Genomic DNA, 16,795 nt, shown 5'->3' on the forward strand with positions numbered 1-16,795 from the left:
TCTCCTCTTGGCTGACGATCAAGCTGAGGGAGACCGACATGCAGAGGAGCCCCGCGGTCCGGGGTCGCGGGATCACCAAGTCCTTCGGTGAGGTGATCGCGCTCGACGGCGTCGACCTCGACGTGGCGAGCGGGCAGGTCCACGGCCTGGTCGGCCCGAACGGCGCGGGCAAGACGACGCTCCTCGGTCTGCTGCTGGGCCTGGCGGTCGCGGACGGTGGCCGCCTCGAGATCCTGGGTACGCCGGTCGGGCGGACGCTCGCCGTCCCCGACGGCGTCGCGGGCTTCGTGGACGGCCCCGGGCTCTATCCGTCGCTCACCGCCCGGCAGAACCTCTCGGCCCTGGCCTCACTGCGCGGGTACGACACCGGTCGCACCGCCGGCGTCGACGACGCACTGGAGCAGGTCGGGCTCACCGACGTCGCCGACGACCGCATACGGGGATTCTCGCTGGGCATGCGCCAGCGGCTCGGGCTGGCCGCCGCGCTGCTCACCACGCCGCGGCTGCTCGTCCTCGATGAACCGGCCAACGGCCTGGACCCGGCCGGCAAGCACCACGTGCACCGCGTCATCGCCGGGCTCGCCGCGGAGGGCACCGCGGTGGTGCTCTCCAGCCACCGGATGGACGACCTCGCCGCGCTGTGCTCCGAGGTCACCCTCCTCGCCACCGGGCGGGTCGTCTTCTCCGGGCCGGTGAGCAAGCTCGCCGCCGAGAGCGGCGAGCTCGACTACCGGCTGCGCACCTCCGACCCGGCGGCCGCGCACCAGGTGGCGCTGGACACGTCGGGGCTCCGTGTCGTGCCCGGTCGCGACCGCGTCGAGCCGGACGCCGACGTCCTCGTGGTCCACGGGCCCGTCACCGCCCTCGACGAACTGGTGAGACGGCTGGTACGGGCCGACGTGGCGGTACGAGAGCTGGCTCCCGTCGTGCCACCGCTCGAGGCGGCGTACCTGGCCCTGACCGGAGCCGCGCAGGAGGACCTCGTGGCCGAGCAGAGCGACAGCACCCTGGTCGTCAGCCCGACGCAGGAGGTCCCGTGACGGAGCGGAGCGAGGGAAGCGGCGAGCACGGCACCTTGGCCACCACTCCGACGAAGGAGGTCCCCATGACCACGACCGAAGCACCGCCGGAGGTCGCGGCCCGGCCGACGCCGGTGATGCGTGGCTACCGGTTCGAGCTGGTCAAGCTGGTCTCCCAGTGGCGGATCCGCGTACTGCTGGTCGCCTGCTGGATCGCCCCCGCGGCCTTCGTGGCCCTGGTGAGCCTGCAGAGCCAACTGCCCACCGACACGGTCTTCGGCCGCTCGATGCACGCGACGGGCTGGGCGGGGTCGCTGGTCGTGCTGGTCTTCTCGTGCACCTGGGCGCTCCCGCTGCTGACCTCGCTCGTCGCCGGCGACGTCTTCGCGGCCGAGGACCGGCTGGGCACCTGGCGCCACCTCCTCGTCGCGGTCCGCTCACCGAGGCGGATCTTCGTGGCGAAGGGCCTCGCCAGCCTCACCGTGCTCCTGCTGCTGCTCGCCGGGCTGACCGTGTCGGGCATCGCCGGCGGCCTGGCCGCGGCCGGTAACCGGCCGCTCGTCGGCCTGGACGGCCATCTCCTCACGCCGGGGGACGCGGCCGGCACGGTCCTGCTGGCGTGGGCCTGTGTAGTGGCGCCGACGCTGGCGTTCGCCGCGGTCGGCCTCCTCGGCTCGGTCGCGCTGGGCCGCTCCCCCATGGGGCTGCTGGTGCCCGCACTCCTCGCCTTCGCGCTGCAGCTCGCGCAGTTGCTTCCTCTGCCGGTGGCCGTGCAGCTGGCGCTGCCGAGCCACGCCTTCATCGCCTGGCGCGGGCTCTTCACCAGCCCGGCGCAGACGGGTCCCCTCCTCATCGGCCTCGTCGTGAGCCTGGCGTGGGCGGTCGTCGCCACCGCGCTGGCGTACCGCCTGTTCCTGCGCCGCGACTTCACCGACCTCGCGTACGAGGGGTCGGGCCGGCGCGTCCTCGTGGCGGGAGCGCTGCCGCTGGCCGGCCTGGTCGCCCTCACCTTCGTCGTGGTCATCGGCGCGACCCCGGCCAAGGGTTCCGGGATCGAGCAGGCCAAGGTGCAGAACTCGCTCGCCACGGCGTACGCCCATCTCTACCGCCAGCAGACGCGAGAGCTCCACCGCCCCGACGTCACCGAGGCACGGCTGCGGGCCACCGCGTCCTGCGACAAGGGCGGCTCCCGGGTCGCCGACCACGGACCGGGCAACGACTGGCGGTGCGTCGTGTACTGGCACCTCCCCGGCACGAGCGCCGTTGGGAACGCCATCTACCAGCTCGACGTCACCGCGGACGGGCGGTACGTCGCCGACGGAGACGGGCCGAAGGAGGTGAACGGCTACTTCCAGGTGCACACCTCGATGGGGGACGCACCTAACCCTCTGTGGCAGTTCGACGGGAACGTCGACCTGCTCGCGAGAAATCCGAAGGAATAGTTCATGCATGTCACCCGCCAGCGCGTCGCGAAGCCCCGGTCCGGGCTCTTCGGTAGACGTAACGGCCGCCGGATCCGCCTGGTAGCGGGCGGTACGGCGACCCTCGCCCTTGCCAGTGGAGGCATCGCTTACGCCTCGACACAGGAGTTCGGCAAGGACCAGGTCGGCCAGACCACCCACAAGGGCCAGGTCGTGTCCAGCGACCAGTACATCAACCCGATCGGCAAGCGCCTCGTCATCAACAACGGCAAGATCATGTCGTCCTCGGTCAGCCCGGACGGCACCCACATGGCGGCCTCGATCACCGATGGTGGAGAGGCGCTCGCCATCGTGGACCTGAAGAACTGGAAGGTCCAGCAGCTCGTCGGCAACAACGCGGCGGCGAACCTGAGGATCAGCGGCAACGACGTGGGCCAGGAGGGCCCCACGTACTCGCCCGACGGTTCGCAGCTCTGGCTGGGCCAGACCGACGGCTACACCAAGTTCACCGTGAACGCGGACGGCACCCTCGCCGCCCCGGCGTCCATCAAGATCCCGGCGGACGGGCCCAAGCACGCGCTGGTGGCCCAGCCGGTGTTCTCTCCCGACGGCAAGACCGTGTACGTCGCCGTCAACGGCCAGAACCGCGTGGTCTCCATGGACGCGGCGACCGGGACCATCCAGCAGAGCTGGGCCGTGGGCAACGCCCCACGCGGCATGGTCGTGGTCGGGAACAGGCTCTACGTCAGCAACGAGGGCGGGCGTCCGGCCAAGCCCGGCGACACGACGATCAACTCCTACAACACCCAGGTGCCGGCCGACCCGAAGACCGGTGCCACCACCACCGGCACGGTCAGCGTCATCGACCTGGCGAACCCGGGGGCGGCTCCCGCGAGCATCGACGTCGGCCTGCACCCGACCGCCCTGTACGCCAAGAACGGGGCGGTGTTCGTCACCAACACCGCCACCAACAACGTGTCGGTCATCGACACCGCTCGCGACAAGGTCGTCCAGACCATCGCCACCCAGCCGTGGCCGGAGGCGTCGGTGGGCTACGAGCCCAACGCGGTGACGCTCACCAACGACGGTCACCTGCTGGTGACGCTCGGCCGCGCCAACGCCGTCGCCGTCTACCGGTACACGAGGCCGCTGGAGCCGGTCAGCTACGTCGGCCTGCTTCCGACGGACTACTTCCCCGCGGAGATCACCACCGTCGGCAAGGACGTACTGGTCTCCAACACCCGAGGTATCGACGCCCGCCGCCTCGCCGACAGCGCGCCCCACGGCACCCACGACACGACGTCGAGCCTGCAGCGGTTCACGCTGCCGAACGACCGTGTCATCAAGTCGTACACGGCCAAGGTCTTCCAGCAGAACGGCTGGACCAAGAACTCGGTCCAGCTGGCCAAGGGCAGGGGCGACAAGAACCCGGTGCCGGTCCCCCAGCGGCTCGGCGACCCCTCGACGATCAAGCACGTCTTCCTGCTCGTCAAGGAGAACCGGACCTACGACCAGCTCTACGGTGACATCCCGAAGGGCAACGGCGACCCGACGCTGGCGGAGTTCGGCGAGAACGTGACGCCGAACCAGCACGCGCTGGCCGACCAGTTCGGGCTGTACGACAACACCTACGACATCGGCACGAACTCCGCCGAGGGTCACAACTGGCTGATGCAGGCCGACGACCCGGAGTACACCGAGTCCTCGGCCGGGGAGTACCTGCGCAGCTACGACACCGAGGACGACGCCCTCGGCCACCAGCGGACCGGTTTCATCTGGACCGGTGCGCAGGCGGCGGGCAAGACCGTACGTGACTTCGGTGAGTTCCAGCAGTTCCTTACCAAGCCGGCCGGTGCGACCTGGCAGAACCTGTACTGCGACACCAAGACCATGGTGTCGACGGGGCAGGACACCGCCTATCCCCTGGACTCGTCCTCGCCGATCCCGTCACTGAACAACGTGTCGGTGCACGGCTTCCCGAAGTTCGACACCAGCGTCCCGGACATCTACCGGTCCGAGATCTGGAAGCGTGACTTCGAGAAGAACGGGCCGGCGAACCTCAACATGTTCTGGCTGTCCAGCGACCACACCGGTGGCCCGCCGAACGCGGCCGCCCAGGTCGCCGACAACGATCTGGCCGTCGGCCAGATCGTGGACGAGATCTCGCACAGCAAGTACTGGAAGGACTCGGCGATCTTCGTTGCCGAGGACGACTCCCAGGCCGGCCTCGACCACGTCGACGGGCACCGTGCCCCGATCCAGATCATCAGCCCCTGGGCCGATCACGGCACCGTCGACAGCCACTACTACTCACAGATCACGATGATCCGCACCATCGAGCAGATCCTCGGGATCCACCCGATGAACCAGAAGGACAGCGCCGCCACCCCGATGGCCACGGCGTTCGCCAAGAGGCCTAACTACGCGCCGTTCACCGTCGTACCGAACCGCACCTCGCTGACCCTGGGGCTGCCGACCCAGCCGACCTGTGGCGCGGACACGGTCCCGCCGCAGTTCGCCAAGGCCCAGCCGTCCACCACGGTGCCGGCGGACCGGCAGCAGGTCGCGGCGCAGTGGCAGCAGTGGAAGGCACACCAGCGCCTGACCGGACCGAACGCCACGGCCGACTACGCCAACCCCGCGCAGATGAACCACTTCACGTGGTACCAGACACACGCGTGGAACAAGCCCTACCCGGGTGAGACCAAGGTCTACACACCGGACCAGGTGCCGGGCGCCTACATCCCGCCCGCGGGATCCGACGACTGACACCGAGGGGCCCGGCCCCTGGCCCCTGGCCGGCATCACCGCCGGCCAGGGGCCCTCTGCGCTGTTCACCCATCCCCTGCCCTCGCGAGGAGGCGCAGGGCCCGCTCAGAGGGAGACCCGGGTGCGGCGCTGTGCAGTCCGAGGAACTGCTCCGGATCGGCGGTGTGGGCGAGTGCCTCGTAGTCGAGAGTCATCTCGCCGCCGATGGGGTGGCGGAAACGGTAGGCACCATGGCTGTGCCGGTGCACGTCGTGGTCGGCCCACCAGCGGCGGAAGTCCCTGTCACGTACGGACAACTCGTCGACCAGCTCGGTGAGCCGGGCGTCGTGCGGATTGCGCCCGGCGTAGAGATGCAGTCCGGCGACGGCACTGCGGGCCGCGTCCGGCCAGTCGAGATAGAGCTCTCGCGCCGCGTCCTCGAGGAAGAGGAAACGGACGATATTGCGCTCGCGGCGGGGCAGAGCGTCGAAGTCGGTGTAAATGGCACGGGCGAGCGCGTTGGTGGCCAGTACGTCACAGCGGCGGCCGATCACCAGCGCCGGCACGTCGGTGAGTGCGTTCAGGGCGTGCAGCAGGCCCGGGCGCACGCGCTGTTCCGGCATCGGCCGGTGGCCCGACGGGGACCGCCCGAGTCGTGCCAGCGTGAGGAGGTGGGTGCGCTCGGTGTCGTTCAGCCGCAGTGCCCGTGCCAGTGCCTTCAGCACCGACTCGGAGACGTTCAGGTTCCGGCCGCGCTCCAGCAGGATGTAGTAGTCGGTGCTCACCCCGGCGAGCCGTGCGACTTCCTCGCGGCGCAGCCCCGGCACGCGGCGGATGCCCGGCTGAGCGGGCAGGCCGACCTGCTCCGGCGCCAGCCGCGCCCGTCGCGTCCGCAGGAATGCCCGGAGCTCCGCGTTCCCCTCGCTCATGACCGCCAGACTATTCGCTCGGATACGTCCCCCACCTGGCGTAATCCCCCCGTGAGGGGATCTATTGGTACCCCCCGGACCCCAGGATGTCGGTTCGATCCGGTGCTTAGCTGGACCGAGGCAGTCACACCAGTGGAGAACACACCATGAAACGCAGAATCCTCGGTGGTACGGGCATGTCGGTGAGCGAGTTCGCGCTGGGCACCATGATGCTCGGCGCGATGGGCAACACCGATCACGACGAAGCCGTGGGCATGATCCACACCGCGCTGGACGCGGGCGTCGACTTCATCGACACCGCGGACGTCTACTCCGCCGGCGAGAGCGAGGAGATCGTCGGCAAGGCGCTGAAGGGACGGCGCGACGAGGTCGTCCTCGCCACCAAGTTCGCGCTGCCGATGGGGTCGGACGCCAACCAGCGGGGCGGATCCCGCAAGTGGATCACGCGGGCGGTGGAGGCGAGCCTGCGCCGTCTCGGCACCGACCACATCGACCTCTACCAGATGCACCGCTGGGATCCGGTCACGGACCTCGACGAGACGCTCTCGGCGCTCTCGGACCTGGTCCGGGCCGGCAAGGTGAACGCGATCGGCTCGTCACTGTTCCACCCGGAGCAGATGGTCGAAGCACAGTGGGTCGCCGAGCGGCGCAACCACCAGCGCTTCCGGTCCGAGCAGCCGCCGTACAACATCCTGCTGCGCGGCGTCGAGGCCACGACACTGCCGACCGCCCAGAGGTACGGCATGGGCGTGCTGACCTTCGGCCCGCTCGGCTCCGGCTGGCTCTCCGGCCGTGCCGACCCGACGGCGGGTCACCGTAACGCGGGAGCCGCCACGCCGCTCTTCGACCAGACGGAACCGGGAAACCAGGCGAAGGCGAAGGCCGTCGGAGAGCTCACCGAGCTGGCGAACGAAGCGGGCCTGAAGATGTCCCATCTGGCCATCGCCTTCGTCCTGACCCATCCGGCGATCACCTCGGTCCTCATCGGCCCACGCACCCCCGCACAGCTCACCGACCTCCTGGCCGGCGCCGACGTCGAACTCGACACCGACGTGCTGGACCGGATCGACGAGATCGTTCCGCCGGGGGTCAACCTCAACCAGAAGGACATCCTCTTCCTGCCCTCCACCCTCGGAGACAAGCAGACCCGCCGCCGTCCTCGCTGACACCACACGCCGGCCTCGGCGCAAATCGCGCTCCTCGCCGTATATCGCTGTCGACCCTGTTATGCCGGTTCTCGCACGGCGTCGCTGCGCGTGAGGTGCTGGTAATCCCTGGGTGAGATGCCGTAGGCGGTACGGAAGACCCGGCTGAAGTGCGCGTTGTTGGTGAATCCCCAGCGCGCCGCGATGGCGTGGATCGGGACGCGGCTCAGTTCGGGTCTGGTGAGGTCGTGACGGCAGCGTTCTAGCCGGCGTTGGCGTATCCAGGCGGCGACGGTCAGTCCTTGGCCTTGGAAGATCTTGTACAGGGACCGGGTGGAGATCCGGTGGGCTGCGGCGATGCATTCCGGCGTGAGATCGGGGTCGCCGAGCCGCTGCTGGATGAAGTCGTGGATCTGCGCGCACAGTGCCTGTTGACGGGTCTCCAACGGCAGCAGGGTGTCGGCCTCGAGGTGGTGGGCGTACAGGGCGGCCAGTAGATCCAGGGTGATGCCGGACAGGCGGGCGGTGTCGGCCGGTCGATAGTGGGCCGCCTCTGCGGCGAGTCCGGTGAGGTGGCGGGAGAGCAGGGCGCCCAGCCCCTCGCCTGCCGGCAGACGGACCACGGCGAGTTCACGGAGGGCGTCGGGATTGATGGGCATCAGTACGCGGGGAAACTCCAGCACGATGCCTGCTACCGCGTCCGTCCGGCCGTTGTAGGGCCGCCAGGTGTCGAAGAGCACCAGGTCCTGCGGGCCGAGTTCGGCGCTACGGCCTCCCTGGTTGATGACGATCGTTCCCTTGAGGTTGAGCCATAACTGGAACCTCTCGGGATCGAACTGGCGGATGAGCTTGGGGGTTCGGCTCACCTGTATCGGCGGATAGGTCAGCGCGGACACCTGGACGGCACCGAGGTGCAGATTCCGCACCGTGGCCCGAAAATCCGCCTCGTGATCACTGCGTATCATCGTCGGCGTATGCGCACGGGTTGCCATCTCCTGCCAATAGGCGAACCGCTCCGCCGGAGGCACGTCCTCACTCCGGAACACGGTCTCGATCATGCCGATACCTTTCATATTCAACCCACGGTCAATCCACTTGTCACGATGATCCGGATCGACTCGTCCACCGCGATGTCTCCACATATTCCAGATGGATTGAGATCCACTGTGCGCACCTTTATGTGCGAGAATCTTGGGCGAACCTTGAATCAGCTGCTCAAGCCCGCTACGTCTGGTTCAAGGCGCGGGGGGACACGGTGGTGGTGGAGTTCGGCTTGCTCGGCGATATCCGGGCGCGGGTCGATGGCCGGTCGCTGGATCTGGGGCATGCGCGACAGCGGTGCGTGCTAGCGGTCCTGCTCGTCGAGGCGAATCGCGTGGTGCCGGTCGACCAGCTCGTTGAACGAGTGTGGGGTGAGCGTTCTCCGCAACGGGCTCAGGAGACGCTGTACAGCTACCTGTCCCGTATTCGCCAGGCGTTATCCATTGCCGGCGATGAGGTGGAAATAGCGCGGCGGTCCGGTGGTTACGCCCTTGCGGTTGATAAGAACGCCGTCGACCTGCACCGTTTTCGCCGAATGATCGCCCAGACCCGTACCGCCTGGGATGACGATCACGCTGCGCCCCTGTTCGAGCAGGCGCTCGAGCTCTGGCAGGGGGAACCGTTCGCCGGCGTGGACACGCCGTGGTTCAACTCGGTGCGGGAAGCTCTCCTGTGGGAGAAGCTCGCCGCCGAGCTGGCCTTGGGCGACCTCCAGCTGCGGCTAGGCCGACATTCCGAGCTGATGGCCGAGCTGTCCATCCGCATCCAGGCGCATCCGCTGGACGAACGCCTGGCCGGCCAGCTGATGCTGGCCTTGTACCGCAGCGGGCGTGCCGGCGAGGCCCTGGCCCAGTATCGACACATCCGGAAGCGCCTGGCCGAGGAGGTGGGCGCTGACCCCGGCCCGCCGCTTCAGCACCTGCACCAGCAGATCCTCACCGCCGACCCGGCGCTTACCGTACCCATCCGGTCCAGGGCAAGGACGGCACCGGCTTTCGCTCCGGCACCGCGACAGCTTCCTGCTCCGCCGCCCCTCTTCGTCGGCCGGAATCGCGAACTCGCCCACCTTGACCGCCTGCTGGGGCCACGGGCCGAGCGGGGCGACACGATGACGATCTCAACGATCGGTGGTGCCGGCGGTAGCGGTAAGACCTGGCTGGCGCTGCACTGGGCCCACACTCAACAGCAACATTTTCCCGATGGGCAGCTGTACGCCGACCTGCGAGGTTTCTCCGCCTCAGCGGAACCGATACCACCGACGGTGGCGGTGCGCACTTTTCTCGATGCCCTCGACGTGGCCCCTGCGGAGATCCCCGCAGACCCGGACGCCCAGGCCGCGCTCTACCGGAGCCTTACCGCGGGCAAGCGCCTGCTCATCATCCTCGACAACGCCCGTGACTCCACTCAGGTCCTGCCCCTGCTCCCGGGCAGCCCCAGATGCATCGTCCTGGTCACCAGTCGCCACCAACTCACCGGTTTGATCACCGGCCACGGCGGAATCCCCCTCACGTTGGACGTGCTGACCGAGTCCGAGTCACAGGAATTGCTCAGCCTGCGCCTCGGCCCCGACAGGATCGCCGCTCAACCCGACGCCGCCGCCACACTCCTCAGGCACTGTGCGGGCCTGCCCCTGGCCATCAGCATCCTGGCGGCCCGCGCCACCATGAACCGCGCACTCTCCCTCACCGCACTGGCCACAGAACTGCGCGAGGCCACGACCCGGCTCGACGTCCTGGACGCCGGGGAGACGACCGCCGATCTACGTGCGGTCTTCGCCACGTCCTACCGCGCCCTCGACGCCCAGACCGCCAAGGTCTTCCGGCAGCTCGCCCTGGCACCAGGCCCGGACGTCGGCCTGCCCGCGGCCGCCAGCCTCACCGCGCTCCCCCTTCCCCGCCTCCGCACTCACGTGCGCAAGCTGCAGGCCGCACATCTGATCCAGGAACACACGCCCGGCCGCCACACCTGCCACGACCTGCTGCGCACGTACGCCACCGAACTCGCCCACACCCTCGATTCCGACGCCGAACGGCACACAGCGCTCGGGCGGATACTCGACCATTACCTGCACACCGCGCGCACTGCCGAGAGACTGATCCAACCTCACCGGGACCCCATCACCCTGGCGCCGGCGGCCGATGGTGTTTCGCCCGAGCGGCTCACCACCCATGACCAGGCCATGGAATGGCTCACACGCGAAAGCGCACCCCTGCTCACGGCCGTCGAACACGCCGCCCGCACCGGCCTCGACACTCACGCCTGGCAACTGGCGTGGACGGCCACCACCTACCTCTGCCGACGCGGACGATGGCATGACGTCGAGGCCCTGCAGCGCACGGCACTCGCCGCCGCCACCCGGCTCGGTGACCGCTCGGCACAGACCGAGTGCCACCGGCCATTGGCGTACGCCCTCATCGAAACGCATCGCTTCCCCGAGGCGCGCCACGAACTCGTGAGGGCACTCGAGCTATCCACAGATCTCGGCGACAGCCGGGGCCAAGCACACACCCACCTCGCCTTGGGCTGGATGTACGAGCGCCAAGGCGACCAGCAGACGGCTCTCCACCACGACCTCAAGGCCCTCGATCTCTTCACCTCGCTCGGCCACCGGTCAGGACGCGCCAGAGCCCTCAACGCGGTCGGATGGGACCACACCAAACTCGGCCTCTACCAGCAGGCCATCGCCCACTGCCGCGAGGCCCTGACCCTGCAACAAGAACTCGAGGACGAACGCGGTCAAGCCAGCACATGGGACAGCCTCGGCTACGCATACCAGCAGATCAGTGATTACCGGTACGCGATCGACTGCTACCGGCGCAGCCTGGAACTCAACCGGGCACTGGGCCACCGTTTTAACGAGGCAGAGACCCTCGTCCACCTCGGAGAAGCCCGTCGCGCGACGGGCGATGACCACGCCGCCCAAGACGCCTGGCGCAAAGCCATCAACATCCTCGTCGACATAGGTCACGACGCCGAGCTGGACCGGATCCACGCCCTGCTCAACGACCTCGGCCAAACGCCGACATAGGTCAACTCAACAGATGATCTTGATATCCGGCGGTGTGGTTTCGACATTGTGCAGGAATCTGCAACAACAGTGCACATAACGTCAATGACTTCCCTAGGGGCTCGCGGCATTCTGGGCGAAGAACGGCCGTCACATACCGGGTGGACGGCAAAAACGCTCGAAGGAGAGTCCATGCGTATCCGGCTCCAGGTGATCTCCGAACGTGTTCTCGAGAAGGTCGCGCCAAAGGCGACCGCTTCGGCCATCAACTGTTGGCAGCGCGAGTGCCAGGTACGGAGTTGCCTCGGCCAGAAGACCACAATGATGGATCTCGACCCGTGCAACGACCGGCAGAGGGTTCTCTGGTGCGGCTGCTGACGAATTAGTGCAGCACGTGATCCGTGTCCAGTACGGCGACGACCGGGCTGGACACGGATCAGAACACGCTTCCCAGCTTCGCCCCGGTGGGCTCCGGGCCGGGGCGAAGCCTGGGCATCCCCTGCGTACGGACATCGCGCCGTCTGGGAGGTTCAGGTTCGGTGATTTACGTTATCGATAGCGGCCGAATATTCCTCGGCCTTGTCTTTTTGTGTTCTGTGGTCAGCAAGCTGAGGGGCGCCTCGGCGTTCACGTCCTTTCACGACGCGATAGGGCAACTCGCCCCGTTATTGCGGGGCAGGTCGATGACCACCGCTGTCCTGGTGGTCACGGCCGAGACCGTGGTGGTCGTCGCACTCGCAGTCCCCGGGGCCGTGACCATGGGCTTCGCACTGGCCGCGATGTTGCTTCTGGCGTTCACCGGCGGACTCGTCGGGGTCCTGCGCAGAAAGGCGAGCACGTTGTGCCACTGCTTCGGTGGAGGCAGTGATCCGGTCGCGCCCCGGCACGTCGTACGCAATGTGGCCTTGCTGACCGTGGCCCTGGTCGGGCTGGCCGCCCGGCTCGGCACCGCGGACGGCGGTACTGCCTCACCCCCCGGGCTGCTGCTGGCCGCGGGTGTTGCGGTGATCCTCACCTTGTTCACCGTGACTCTCGACGACCTGGCGGGTCTGTTCCCACCGGCCGGCGCGAAGGGATCTCAATGGTGATCTACATGCTGTTGGGCGCCATGCCGCCTGCGCTGGCCTGCCTCGTGATCATCACCTTGGCCCGCCGCCGGTACCTCGTCGTGACGGTCGAGGGTGCCAGCATGACGCCTGCTCTCACCGATGGCGACCGAGTGCTGGTCCGCCGGACCGATCTTGCCGGGATCGGCGTCGGCCGACTCGTCGTGGCCGCACCGCCGGAAGGCGGGCACTGGGACGCCATGAGCCTCCCAACCTGGCTGATCAAGCGTGCGGCCGCGGTACCGGGAGACCCAGTGCCCCGCGATCGCGGGCCGGCGCTGCGGGACATCCTCGGGAACCAGGTGCCGGACGGCCGGATCGTGCTACTCGGCGACAACCCGGAAGAGAGCCTGGACTCGCGGTTCTGCGGCTACTTCCACGAGGAGCAGATCCTCGGTGTCGTCGTCCGCGAGCTGCCACGTGCCGTTCCGCGTCCTGCCGGCTCTCATCAGTTCGCGACCACCGGATCGCTCCAGAAAGAGACATGACATGGCGTATCTGACCGCCGGCCTTCTCCTTGTAGGGCTGGTTTGCATCTTCGATCTGCTGCTGACGTTCGGGCTCATCCGGCGGCTGCGTCAACGCCCCGTCGACCCGAGCGCCGGCGAGCCGATCCCCGAGTCGGTTCTCGCCACCGGCGCGGTCGTCGGCCGCTTCACCACGACCGATACGGAGGGCAGGGAACTCACTCAAGACGGCCTGGCCGAGGGACTCATAGTGACGTTCCTGTCCCCTGGGTGCCCGGCATGTGGAGAGATCCTCCCGTTGGTCGTCGAGCGGGCTCGCGAGCACGGTCCGGGCCGCGTCCTGGCGGTCGTCGTACGGGACGACGAGAAGGACACCGATCCGGGCGAGTACATCGATCGGTTGTCGCCGGTGGCCAGGGTGGTCGTCACGTCCCTCGGCCATGAGGTGACGCAGGCGTTCGCCGTCCGTGGCCTTCCTGCCTACGTCGAGATGGGCGCCGAGGGACGCGTCGTGAGCAGCGGCCGTGCTCTGCCTCGCGGGATGAAGACGGCAGAGGTGGGTGCATGACCGGTTCGGGCGACAGACTGACCTGGAGGGCCGCGCTCGCCGCCGTACGCGGAGCCACCGCCCTCGCCTGGCGGGGAGCGCCCGGGAGTACGGTCGCAGTGATCACCATCGCAGTGGTCACAGCGGGCGTACCTGTCGCACTGGCCTGGCTGACGAGGCTCGTCCTGGACCGTCTCGCCGGGGCAAACGGCGCCGCACTGCTCGGGCTCGCCGTGGGCCTGGCGGCCCTCGGCCTGGGAGCAGCCCTCCTGCCGCACCTCAACCAGTACTTCAGCAGCCGTCTGAACAGGGCGGCGGGAGCACTCGCCGTGGACCGGCTCTACACGGTGGTCAATTCCTTCAGCGGGCTGGCCCGGTTCGAAGACCCAGTTTTCCAGGACCGATTGCAGATGGCACAGACCGCCGGCAGCCGGACCATCGGACGTGTCGTCGACGGCGGAATGCGGATCGCCGGTGGTGCGCTCACGAGCATCGGCTTCAGCGTCGCCCTCTTCGTGGTGAGCCCGGCGATGACCGTGCTCGTCCTGGTCTCGGCCACGCCGGCGCTCGTGGCGGAGCTGAAGCTGTCGCACCGGAGGGCCGCGAGCGCTTGGCGCATCAGCTCGGCGCAACGGCGGGAGTACTTCTACCAGATGCTGGTCTCCAGCCTGGACGCGGCCAAGGAGATCCGACTGTTCGCTGCCGGTGGTTTTCTGAAAGAACGGATGCTTGCCGAGCGGCGCGACGCCGATGCCGAGCGCCAAAAGGTGGATCGGCGCGAGGTCGTGAGTCAGGGCGTCCTCGCGCTGCTCAGCGCACTCCTCTCCGGCGCGGGCCTGGTCTGGGCCGCGCTCGCGGCGCGGCGTGGCGCGCTGACGATCGGTGACGTGTCAATGTTCGTGGCCGCCGTCGTCGGCGTCCAGGGCGCGTTGTCCGGTCTGGTTCAATCCATAGCCGAAGGCCACCAAGAGCTACTGATGATGCGGCATTATCTGGCGATAATGCATGAAGGACCCGACCTGACGCCTCCAGCAGAGGACAGTCGACTCACCGCCCTTCCCGATCTGCGTAAAGGCATCGAGTTCCGGGACGTATGGTTCCGCTATGACCACGACCATTCCTGGGTATTGTGCGGTGTGAACCTGTACGTCCCGCACGGAGAGACCGTCGCCCTCATCGGGCGCAATGGGGCGGGCAAGAGCACTCTCGTCAAGCTGCTCTGCCGATTCTATGACCCGACCAGAGGCTCGATTCTGTGGGACGGCATCGACATACGCCGGGTCCCCGTGGAAGAGGTACGCCGCCGACTCGGTGCCGTTTTCCAGGATTACATGCATTACGACCTTACCGCGGCAGAGAACATCGCCATCGGCGATATACAGGCACTTGGAGACCGGCCACGACTGGGGGCCGCGGCCCGGGAAGCAGGCATCGACCACGTACTGTCAGGCCTGCCGCGGGGTTACGACACCATGCTGAGCAGGATCTTCCCCAGCCGGACCCAGGGCGACTCCCCGACTGGCGCTCTGCTCTCGGGCGGACAGTGGCAGCGCCTGGCCCTGGCGAGGGCATTCCTGCGTACGGAGCCTGACCTGCTGATCCTCGATGAGCCCAGCTCGGGGTTGGACGCCGAAGCCGAACATGACCTCCACACGCGACTCAAGCGTTACCGGGCGGGCCGGACCAGCCTGCTGATTTCCCATCGGCTCAACGCCGTCAATGACGCGGACCGGATCATCGTGCTGGCGGAGGGCCGTATTACCGAGGAAGGTACCCACGAGACCCTCCTTGGCAAAAGCGGCATATACGCCCGCCTGTTCACCCTCCAGGCCAGCGGCTACCAGGAGAGTCGCCATACGTAGGTGACGCACCCGCAGGCGGTCGGCGGCACGCGAGCTCTCCGGAGACGCCGTCCGACTCGCCAATCGTCGATGTCATCCCGTGGTACGCCGATTGGACACAGTACGATCAGCAGGCTCCATGAGCTCTTGACCAGGGGAGATGTTCCGGCAAAGGAGACGTCCGGAAATGGCGGCCAATGTCGTTCGAGCCTTCCGCGGATCGGCCGGATCCGCATTACTCGCGGTCGGGATGACGCTGGCGTTCATACCCGCCTTCGCCGTCCCGCCGTCGAGCGCGGCGACGGCTCCGGTGGCACTCGGAACGGCCGCCGACTTCTCGGTTCTGGGCGCCTCGACGGTCACCAACACCGGGCCCACCGTCATCTCCACGAACCTCGGCCTGAGCCCGGGCACCTCGGTGACCGGGTTCCCCCCCGGCGCGGTGGGCGGCACGATCCACGCCGCCGACGCCACAGCCGCCCAGGCCCAAGCGGACCAGATCGCCGCCTACAACGACGCCGCCGGGCGTACCCCCACCACCACCCTCGCAGGGGACATCGGCGGGACGACACTCACACCCGGCGTGTACGGCTCCACCTCGTCCCTGGGAATCACCGGGACGCTCACCCTCAACGGCCAGGGCGATCCCAACGCCGTGTTCATCATCCAGATGGGCTCCACCCTCACCACGGCGACCGCCAGCACGGTGAACCTCACCAACGGCGCCCAGGCATGCAACGTGTTCTGGCAGGTGGGCAGCTCCGCGACATTGGGTACCGGCTCCACCTTCAAGGGCACCATCCTGGCCCTGACCTCGATCACCGTCACCACCGGCGTGAGCATCACCGGCCGTACGCTGGCCCACAACGGAGCGGTCACCCTCGACACCAACGCCATCGACGGCACCACCTGCGAGCCCGGGTCCCTGTCGATCTCGACACCGAGCGCGAGAAGCCTCGGCTCCGGCACGGCCGACACCACGATCACCAACACGCTTGGCGAGGTGACCGTGGACGACACACGCGGCACCGGCCCGTCCGACTGGATCGCCACCGTTACCTCCACGGACTTCACCGAACCGGGAGCACCCCACATCCCGCCCAGCGCCATGACCTACAGGCCCGGAGCACCGATCAGCGGCACCGGCGACGGGCTGTTCACCCCGGGAACAACCGGCACCCTGAGCTCGACCCCGAGAACCGCCTACTCCCACACGGCCGGGACCGGCACCAACCACCTCACCTGGAACCCGACCCTGAGCATCGCGATCCCCTTCACCGCGCCGGGAGGCACCTACACCGGGACCGTCACACATTCCGTGGCGTGACCATGGCGGCTGAGTTACACGCCGCAGGCGGGGAGAGCTACCTCCCTCCTCTCAACCCACCAATGACGTCGAGATCCCGATGTTCGGCTCATCCCCGGCCGGTCCGGTTCGCGCCATTCGGACGACACCGCCGTGACCGAACGGACGGCGTCCTCGCCGACCGGGCCAGCCGACGAGGACGCCCTATGTTGAGAAGT

At 68.1% G+C, this 16,795-nt stretch carries 12 protein-coding genes; 10 read left to right on the forward strand and 2 right to left on the reverse strand.

The annotated features are described in order from the left end of the window. Positions 1–38 precede the first annotated feature (38 nt). The 3 genes from FB559_RS38070 to FB559_RS38080 all read left to right on the forward strand — a co-directional run bounded on the left by FB559_RS38070 (position 39) and on the right by FB559_RS38080 (position 5,209). Positions 39–1,040, forward strand: coding sequence for an ABC transporter ATP-binding protein (locus tag FB559_RS38070; RefSeq protein WP_141962466.1), 1,002 nt, complete (start codon positions 39–41; stop codon positions 1,038–1,040). A 65-nt stretch (positions 1,041–1,105) separates the two neighbouring features. Then, positions 1,106–2,461 (forward strand): ABC transporter permease, encoded by a 1,356-nt coding sequence (locus FB559_RS38075; RefSeq protein ID WP_141962467.1) that lies wholly within the window; start codon positions 1,106–1,108, stop codon positions 2,459–2,461. A gap of 3 nt (positions 2,462–2,464) precedes the next feature. Then, positions 2,465–5,209, forward strand: coding sequence for an alkaline phosphatase family protein (locus FB559_RS38080; RefSeq protein WP_141962468.1), 2,745 nt, complete (start codon positions 2,465–2,467; stop codon positions 5,207–5,209). Between the two features lie 65 nt (positions 5,210–5,274). On the opposite strand, the gene FB559_RS38085 is transcribed toward FB559_RS38080, so the two are convergent. After that, positions 5,275–6,117 (reverse strand): helix-turn-helix domain-containing protein, encoded by an 843-nt coding sequence (locus FB559_RS38085; protein ID WP_141962469.1) that lies wholly within the window; start codon positions 6,115–6,117, stop codon positions 5,275–5,277. A gap of 146 nt (positions 6,118–6,263) precedes the next feature. On the opposite strand from FB559_RS38085, the gene FB559_RS38090 reads away from it, so the two are divergent. Beyond that, positions 6,264–7,283, forward strand: a complete 1,020-nt coding sequence (locus tag FB559_RS38090; protein WP_141962470.1) for an aldo/keto reductase — start codon at positions 6,264–6,266, stop codon at positions 7,281–7,283. A gap of 59 nt (positions 7,284–7,342) precedes the next feature. Here FB559_RS38090 and FB559_RS38095 read toward each other — a convergent pair whose 3' ends face one another. Further along, positions 7,343–8,404: an AraC-like ligand-binding domain-containing protein gene (locus FB559_RS38095; protein WP_246122771.1), complete on the reverse strand. Its 1,062-nt coding sequence runs from the start codon at positions 8,402–8,404 to the stop codon at positions 7,343–7,345. A gap of 113 nt (positions 8,405–8,517) precedes the next feature. Here FB559_RS38095 and FB559_RS38100 point away from each other — a divergent pair, with 113 nt between their 5' ends. The 6 genes from FB559_RS38100 to FB559_RS45050 all read left to right on the forward strand — a co-directional run bounded on the left by FB559_RS38100 (position 8,518) and on the right by FB559_RS45050 (position 16,598). Continuing rightward, positions 8,518–11,331, forward strand: coding sequence for an AfsR/SARP family transcriptional regulator (locus FB559_RS38100; protein WP_185792667.1), 2,814 nt, complete (start codon positions 8,518–8,520; stop codon positions 11,329–11,331). A gap of 518 nt (positions 11,332–11,849) precedes the next feature. Beyond that, the gene (locus FB559_RS38105; RefSeq protein WP_185792668.1) at positions 11,850–12,398 is read left to right on the forward strand and encodes a MauE/DoxX family redox-associated membrane protein; all 549 of its coding nucleotides are present in this window, start codon (positions 11,850–11,852) and stop codon (positions 12,396–12,398) included. Beyond that, complete coding sequence (locus FB559_RS38110; protein ID WP_221640634.1) at positions 12,392–12,904, forward strand: S26 family signal peptidase; 513 nt, start codon at positions 12,392–12,394, stop codon at positions 12,902–12,904. The genes FB559_RS38105 and FB559_RS38110 overlap by 7 nt, the downstream gene beginning before the upstream one ends. Position 12,905: 1 nt before the next feature. After that, a complete protein-coding gene (locus tag FB559_RS38115) occupies positions 12,906–13,451 on the forward strand; it encodes a thioredoxin domain-containing protein (protein ID WP_141962474.1) in 546 nt (181 codons plus the stop codon). A gap of 98 nt (positions 13,452–13,549) precedes the next feature. Then, complete coding sequence (locus FB559_RS38120) at positions 13,550–15,292, forward strand: ABC transporter ATP-binding protein (RefSeq protein ID WP_246122773.1); 1,743 nt, start codon at positions 13,550–13,552, stop codon at positions 15,290–15,292. Positions 15,293–15,458: 166 nt separating this feature from the next. Continuing rightward, positions 15,459–16,598 carry an ice-binding family protein gene (locus FB559_RS45050; protein WP_221640635.1) on the forward strand — a complete coding sequence of 380 codons (1,140 nt, stop codon included), beginning with the start codon at positions 15,459–15,461 and terminating at the stop codon, positions 16,596–16,598. Positions 16,599–16,795: the final 197 nt, after the last annotated feature.

The sequence above is a fragment of the Actinoallomurus bryophytorum genome (assembly GCF_006716425.1).
Classification (GTDB): Bacteria; Actinomycetota; Actinomycetes; order Streptosporangiales; family Streptosporangiaceae; genus Actinoallomurus; species Actinoallomurus bryophytorum.